At 41.3% G+C, this 2,326-nt stretch carries 4 protein-coding genes and 1 pseudogene; 2 read left to right on the top strand and 3 right to left on the bottom strand.

Annotated features, from left to right (window positions below; genetic code table 11):
* Positions 1–374 precede the first annotated feature (374 nt).
* Together A3763_RS14930 and A3763_RS14925 are read right to left on the bottom strand one after the other, a co-directional pair.
* On the bottom strand, positions 375–638 hold the full coding sequence (locus A3763_RS14930) for a Txe/YoeB family addiction module toxin (protein ID WP_068510968.1): 264 nt from the start codon (positions 636–638) through the stop codon (positions 375–377).
* On the bottom strand, positions 635–877 hold the full coding sequence (locus tag A3763_RS14925) for a type II toxin-antitoxin system Phd/YefM family antitoxin (protein ID WP_068510966.1): 243 nt from the start codon (positions 875–877) through the stop codon (positions 635–637). The genes A3763_RS14930 and A3763_RS14925 overlap by 4 nt, the downstream gene beginning before the upstream one ends.
* A gap of 207 nt (positions 878–1,084) precedes the next feature.
* Here A3763_RS14925 and A3763_RS14920 point away from each other — a divergent pair, with 207 nt between their 5' ends.
* On the top strand, positions 1,085–1,333 hold the full coding sequence (locus A3763_RS14920; protein ID WP_068510964.1) for a type II toxin-antitoxin system Phd/YefM family antitoxin: 249 nt from the start codon (positions 1,085–1,087) through the stop codon (positions 1,331–1,333).
* A complete protein-coding gene (locus A3763_RS14915) occupies positions 1,323–1,610 on the top strand; it encodes a type II toxin-antitoxin system RelE/ParE family toxin (protein WP_068510962.1) in 288 nt (95 codons plus the stop codon). Before A3763_RS14920 ends, A3763_RS14915 begins: the two co-directional genes overlap by 11 nt.
* Positions 1,611–2,095: 485 nt before the next feature.
* Here A3763_RS14915 and A3763_RS29640 read toward each other — a convergent pair.
* Positions 2,096–2,326: pseudogene (locus A3763_RS29640) on the bottom strand (aldehyde-activating protein); the annotation flags it as partial.

Here is a 2,326-nt window from a genome sequence, read left to right as displayed (position 1 = left end):
AGGTTGGCAATGAGCTAGCAGTACATTGATCCACGAGCATAGACTGAAGACAGGCACCACGACGTAATAAGTAAGGTTGGATAGGTTAACGCGTCGCGTTAGCAACCCACGAATACCAGCATGATCACCGTCGAAATTACTTGCTTCATCTGATGCGTTGACGCTTCCCTAACGGGAAGAATGTTAATTAAAAAGAAAGGCTCTGGCCGAGGTTCCGGCAGGATTTTGTGCGGGCCTCTTGACGTGGGGAGTCATACCAACGCCTTGCTAAGCGGTTGTGGTGAATTGGCGGTTTGTTTGCGGCTCTTTGCAAACAAGATGACAATTTACCACAATCCGACTTGAGCAACTTGTTAGCTGAACAAATTTTGGTATTACTCATAATGTGTCCACATACGCAGAACTTTTATGACTTTTTGCTCTTCATAAACTTGGTAAACAATCCGGTGCTGGATGTTAACACGTCGTGAAATTGCACCAGATAAATCACCAACCAATTTTTCAAATGGTGGTGGTGTTTGAAACGGATTCTCTTCGATAACTTGCAGCAAATATTTTGCTTTACTTTTGAGACCTGAGGAAGCAAGTTTCTTTGCATCTTTTTGAGCTTGCTTGGTATATACGAGTTCCCAACTCACCAATCAAGCTCCTTAGAACAATCTTCAATAGGTTCTGCCATTCCTTCTTTAATGCTTTCTCTCATACCCGGAACAGTTAAAAGATAAAGGGTTTCTTGAATTGACTCCCAGTCTTCACTGGAGACTAATACAGCGCTATTTCTTTTGCCTGAAATAGTTATTGGCTGATGAGTCTCTGAAGTTTGATCTAAAAGCCGGTATAAGTTTGCCCTGGCTTCACTTGCCGTAAGAATATTCATCTTTATTCTCCTGAACAGAAAATAATATCGTACGCTTAAACGTACGAAGTGGCAAGATTATTTTTACAGCTAACGCCGCAATAAAGGGCCGGAGCGCAGCGACGGTCCAGCCCACATGTTTTTGTGGGCGATCTTTGATTGCCTTGTTATATTTTACGGCCTACAATAAGACCTAATTAACGACCACTTTATAGTACTGGTGATTTTATGACAACCCGAATATTAACAGAAGCTGCCGCTAGTATTAGCGAATTAAAGGCTAACCCAATGAAAGTTGCTTTAAGTGCTGATGGCAAACCAATTGCGGTACTTAATAGAAATGAACCTGCTTTTTACTGCGTGCCTGCCGAAGCCTATGAGTACTTAATGGACCGCGTTGAGGACCTTGAGTTAATAGCTCTTGCTGAACAACGAAAAAATGAGAAAAGCGTTAAGGTTAACTTAAATGACTTATGAGCTTGAGTTTAAAAAGTCTGCACTTAAAGAATGGAATAAACTTGGCGCTACTATAAAAGAGCAATTTAAAAAAAAGCTAACCGAAATATTAGAAGGCCCGAGAATACCAAGTGCAAAACTTTCTGGGGCAAATGACCTATACAAGATAAAACTTAGACAAGCTGGTTACCGTTTAGTTTATGAAGTAAACGACGAAATAATTACTGTGACAGTGATTTCAGTTGGTAAGCGTGAACGTGGTGATGTTTATAAAACGGCAATGAAACGAACCAACTAAAAATTATAACGCTTTTATAAACGGCGCACGGCTCTATCGTGCGTCCAACGCAGGCCACGTGTTTTTGTGGCCGGAGTGATGTTTGATGAACTGGTTAGATTTTTTAGAACACCTAACTAGCGCAACACCACGTTGTGTAGCCGCAGGCGAAACCTAAGCTTTTGACCTGAGACTAGAATACCTAAAGTGATAACTTTACCGGATTCCATAGGAACACACCACCGACGAAATCTCAGCAAATTAAAAAGTGCCTGAGAAACTTAAACAGTGGAGCGGAACAGTGGGAAACCGTGCCACACACCCTAGAACTTTAAACGAAGGAATGCTTAATAAGAACTGAGCACTCCTTGCCGAATATTGAGCTCTATACCTTTAGAGCCAAAAAAATTTAACGCTTTTATAAACGGCGCGCGTGTCTTTGCGCGTCCAGTGTAGCCCACGTTTCTTTGTGGGCGGAACGAGGTTTGATAAACTTGTTAAGTGCTCTATTTCTCAACATATTTAAAGGTATCAGCACCATCGAAAAACCTAACATTAACGGACTTAAATATCTCAGGAGCAGCCATTCTGGCGTTGATTGCGACCCTATTTGTACCGTCATCTCTTTTTTGTGTGTAGTGAGTTGTACAACCACAAAAAGTGCAAGAATGATATGAGCGAACTTTGCTACCCCACAAATAAACAGTAGCCTCTGATTTTACTTTAATATCAACTTG

It is taken from the genome of Oleiphilus sp. HI0128, assembly GCF_001635365.1.
Note: the sequence above shows the minus strand (reverse complement) of the source record. Positions and strands in the feature narration are given on the sequence as shown.